The 4,450-nt window shown below is 50.4% G+C and carries 3 protein-coding genes and 2 pseudogenes; 3 read left to right on the top strand and 2 right to left on the bottom strand.

The features are described 5' to 3' along the window. Positions 1-1,259, top strand: a 1,259-nt coding sequence (locus AC1DH9_RS23505) for an O-antigen ligase family protein (protein WP_477808867.1), incomplete at its 5' end; no start/stop codon positions are given. A 230-nt stretch (positions 1,260-1,489) separates the two neighbouring features. On the opposite strand, the pseudogene AC1DH9_RS23500 reads toward AC1DH9_RS23505, so the two are convergent. Further along, positions 1,490-1,597: pseudogene (locus tag AC1DH9_RS23500) on the bottom strand (IS110 family transposase); the annotation flags it as partial. 400 nt (positions 1,598-1,997) lie between these two features. After that, a pseudogene (locus tag AC1DH9_RS23495) lies at positions 1,998-2,216 on the bottom strand (transposase domain-containing protein); the annotation flags it as partial. Positions 2,217-2,376: 160 nt separating this feature from the next. Here AC1DH9_RS23495 and AC1DH9_RS23490 point away from each other — a divergent pair. Next, positions 2,377-3,402, top strand: a complete 1,026-nt coding sequence (locus tag AC1DH9_RS23490) for an MraY family glycosyltransferase (protein ID WP_477808866.1) — start codon at positions 2,377-2,379, stop codon at positions 3,400-3,402. Positions 3,403-3,455: 53 nt separating this feature from the next. Beyond that, the coding region (locus AC1DH9_RS23485) for a nucleoside-diphosphate sugar epimerase/dehydratase (RefSeq protein ID WP_477761061.1) at positions 3,456-4,450 on the top strand (995 nt) is incomplete at its 3' end.

Genomic DNA, 4,450 nt, shown 5'->3' with positions numbered 1-4,450 from the left:
CAGTTATTGCGCTGGCCTTTTTCATAAGGTTCAACAAAGTAAGTGCTGTCTTCGCATTGTCCGCAGCGCTAGGCGGGGTTTCTGTTATTGTTGCAAATACTTTCTCGCCTGACGGTCAGCTAACAAGGCATTTGCTTTCTTTGCTGTTAGTCATGTTTGCGCCTGGTTTTCTTTTTTTAGGAAGATTTCTTGCGGGGCGTGAGGGGGTCGATAGAATTATTTTTTGGTTGTCAGTTTTCTCAACTATATTTGTAGTCGTGATTGCTGCGCGTATTTTTATATTGGGTGAGGCTGTTCGTATTTATTTGGGGCCTCTTGGCTACTCTGCAATGAATGCTGAGTTTTTGGGTGTTCCTGTTTTTGCATCATTTGGCGTGTTAAGTCTCGCTCACCTGATTTGTCTTCAGGCTATTATTATGTGTGGGTCAATAATAAGTACCCGTTCGAATGTCTATGTTCGCTGCTGTTTTGTTGTTGGGCTGGTTTGCTCTTCATTCCTGATTATTGGGAGCGACTCAAGAAGTGCTCAAGTGTTGCTTGTTTGGATTTTGGTCACAGCTATTTTGTACGCCATTCGGAATCCTTCTTCTTGGAAGTTGGTAGGCTTGGTGGTGGCGTCTATCCTGCTCTCGGGGGTTATTACTTATGCTCGTGGCATGAATGAGAATCGAATGCTCGATTCGATAGAAGCAATTACGTCTGAGCCGGTAGAGACTCATGTCGTTGTGGCTGGTGTTTCTTCTGAAGTGGTTGCTGAGCAGCAAACTGCTACGCATCGGGGTGGACATGCCTCTGATGACACAGTTCAGCGTTTGACGAGAAAGGCTGATGCATTTGCGACTGGACGCATTGAACTTGCTGTCGAAGGATTTAAAGAAGTCTTGAAGAGCCCGTTTGCCGGAAATGGATTCTCTGGATATGGTCGATATTCCGTGGGGGATCATTCTAGGTCATTGGCGGAAAATACTTCAACGCATATTTATTACTTAACGTTGCTTTGGAAGGGCGGGTTAATATTTTTTGCTCCCTTTATTGCTATGTTGGTAATTAACTTTAAAGAAGCGTGGTCCGCCCGCCCGCGCACGGATGGCTCACCAGAGTACTTTTTTGCTTGGGGCGCCGTTTTTATGGCATTTGGGCCAATGGCGTTGGCGTGGGATATTCTTATAGTGCCTAGTGCCGGGGCCTTGGCATTTTTCTTGTTTGGTATGCTTAGTGGCTACAAAAATTTTGTTGAAGTGCATGCCGCCAAACTATAGATAAAGAACATATGATTTGGTTAAAGCCCGCCGAGTGCGGGCTTTTTCATGTTTTAAAATTTGACCGTGCGGCGTAGAAAAGAGCGGGGCAAAGTTTTATCAGCCAATCATCAGCGGCGTCCAACGATGCTGAAGGATTCAAAGTTCGTTGTCCCCGGCATTTGTCGGGTAGTTAGATGCGCTTACCCATGCCCTGCCTCCTAAGAACCGGGTATGCACCTACTGCTGGCGTTACCCATTTCCACAGCCAGCAGGCTGGCGGTGATTGGCCCTACATACCGCAGGCTCAGCAAACCATTATCCAGCTCTTTGAACTGTCCATCCAAATAGAAGAAGTGTAACTGCCCCATGAAACCCACCTATCCAAAAATAGGTGGCGCATTCAGCGCGTGAGATCGGGTGTGAAATTAAATCATGCTGGTGTGGGGACCATTCGTGGCAGAGTTACTTCTTTTTTATTGCCTGATATCTACCGTCGTCCCGCCTTTACATTTTTATCGGTGAACGTAAGTGCGGCGAAATACACCCGCGTTGGCCGTTGTCGGTTACCACTGTGACGGTCTGCGGTTGAGTTTCATGACGGTACTGGACAGGTACTCATCACGTGGTGAGTCAAAGCTTGTCCGCGCTCCTGGATGGAGCAGCATCATCGATTTGTGAACCTCCAACGACTCCAGTATCTTCGGACATTCGATAATGTGATGATTCAACGTCACTAATTCATCGACACTCAGATGATCAATATTGATACACATCATGCCTCCAGTTCCAAGGGCGCAACACTTCATGCATTTTCAATGCACTATGCGTGCGGTGCAGTCGCTCCAGTAGGCGGCGTAGCCACGAATAGGGCTCCTGGCCGTTAGCTTTGTCGGTCTCGACCAGGCTGTAGATCTATGCACTGGCTGCGGCGCCCTTGGGCGTATTATTGAAGAGCCGGTTCTTGCGACTGAAAAGAGTGCATTCCTGCCTTTTTTCGTCATTTTGAATACGATGATTCATCCTTTGATTGCCGGAAAACTGTATTGCTGGTAAAGGCTTATGGGGTTCAAGCGCTTAAGTCGCAGGTGACTGAGGCTTTCTATCCACGTTTGTCGTTAATGGACGCCTTTGTTCGATGAGTCTCTGGTTGTCGTTGCCAGTTGTAGTTGGTATTTCCCTGGTCTTGACAGGCGCCCTGCGTCGTTATGCTCTGAGCCGCAGTCTGATGGACATCCCGAATGCTCGTAGCTCTCATTCGAGGCCTACTCCTCGCAGTGGTGGCGTAGCCATTGTTCTGAGTTTTCTGGCGGTACTGCCCGTTCTTGGCTGGTTTGGCGTTGCGAGCTGGGAGCTTGTCTGGGCGTTGCTGGGGGCGGGTGGCGGTATCRCGATAATCGGTTTTGTCGATGACCGTAGCCATATAGCTGTCCGCTGGCGCTTGCTTGGGCATTTTGCGGGAGCTGTCTGGGTACTCTGTTGGTTCAATGGAATGCCGGCGCTGAATATTTTCGGTATCTCGCTGAGTCTGGGGTGGCTGGGAAACGTATTAGCAGCGGTTTACCTGGTGTGGATGCTGAACCTGTACAACTTCATGGACGGAATTGATGGGATTGCCAGTATCGAAGCAGTGTCGGTTTGCCTTGGCGCATGCCTGGTTTACTGGCTTTGCGGATACGACTCCCTAATATGGGCTCCGTTGCTGCTGGCGATGTCAGTTTTGGGTTTTCTCTACTGGAATTTCCCCCCCGCGCGGATTTTTATGGGTGACGCAGGAAGTGGTTTTCTGGGCATGGTATTAGGCGTATTTTCGCTACAGGCCGCCTGGCACAGCACGAGTCTGTTTTGGGTGTGGTTGATTCTGATCGGGGTCTTCGTCGTGGATGCGACGTTCACATTAATAAGGCGGTTTTTGCAGGGTGCAAGGATCTATGAGGCGCACCGCAGTCACGCGTACCAGTGCGCATCACGTCAATTAGGTACGCATTCGATCGTCACGTTGGCGGTATTGACGATAAATGTACTTTGGCTATTGCCGATTGCTTTGTATGTTGAGTTGCTCGGTCTGGATGGCTTGATCGGCTTGGTTGTAGCGTATGTTCCCTTGGTGATTTTAGCGGTGTGGTTTCGTGCTGGAGAGTTGGAGAGTCACGTACAAAACTGATTTTTATCAAGGTGGTTTTGTTGTATAGATTACAAAAGGTAAACGACGGGATTATGGATAAAATACGAGCATATTTGTTGAGCCTTCCGCGTCGACACAAGCGCATTTTGCAAGTCATCACAGACTTCCTGCTGGTTTGGCTCGCCTTGTGGATGGCATTCGTCGTCCGCTTGGGCATCGACGAAATGAGAAATCCGTTTACCCAGCATTTCTGGTTGTTTCTAGCCGCTCCGGTTATTGCGATCCCTCTTTTTATTCGATTCGGGTTGTACCGGGCGGTGATGCGCTACTTCGGCAATGATGCCCTGATCGCGATTATCAAGGCTGTCAGCCTTTCGTCGCTGATTCTCGGGGTCGTGGTGTACTGGTACAGCAACCATCAGAACGTTGTCCCTCGCTCGATCATTTTTAACTACTGGTGGTTAAGCCTGATCATGGTGGGTGGGCTGCGCTTGGCCATGCGCCAGTATTTTCTGGGGGACTGGTTTACTGCGGCGCAGCACGTTCCCTTTACCAATCGCGACAATGGATTGCCCCGCGTTGCCATCTACGGTGCCGGTGCTGCCGGTAACCAGCTGGTTGCCGCCTTGCGCATGGGTCGAGTCATGCGCCCTGTAGCATTTATAGATGATGATAAGAGCATTGCCGATCGCGTGATTTCCGGCTTGCAGGTATACAAGCCCAAGCACATTCAACGCATGATCGAAGAGACCGGCGCTCAGGAAATCCTGCTGGCGGTTCCTTCGGCCAATCGCGGGCGTCGCCGCGAGATTCTGGGCTTTCTGGAAGGTTTTCCGTTGCATGTTCGAAGCGTGCCCGGTTTCATGGACCTGGCCAGCGGCCGGGTCAAGGTGGATGACATTCAGGAGGTCGACATCGCGGACCTGCTTGGCCGCGATGCGGTGCCGGCGCAGGGCGATTTGCTCGAGCATTGCATCAAGGATCAGTCGGTTCTGGTCACCGGAGCGGGTGGCTCTATCGGTTCCGAGCTTTGTCGCCAGATTCTCGCGTTGAAGCCGACCACGCTGCTGTTGTTCGAACACAGTGA

The sequence above is a fragment of the Pseudomonas sp. 05T35 genome (genome assembly GCF_056396605.1).
The sequence above is the reverse complement of the archived record's forward strand: the minus strand, read 5'-3'. Positions and strand labels throughout refer to the sequence as shown.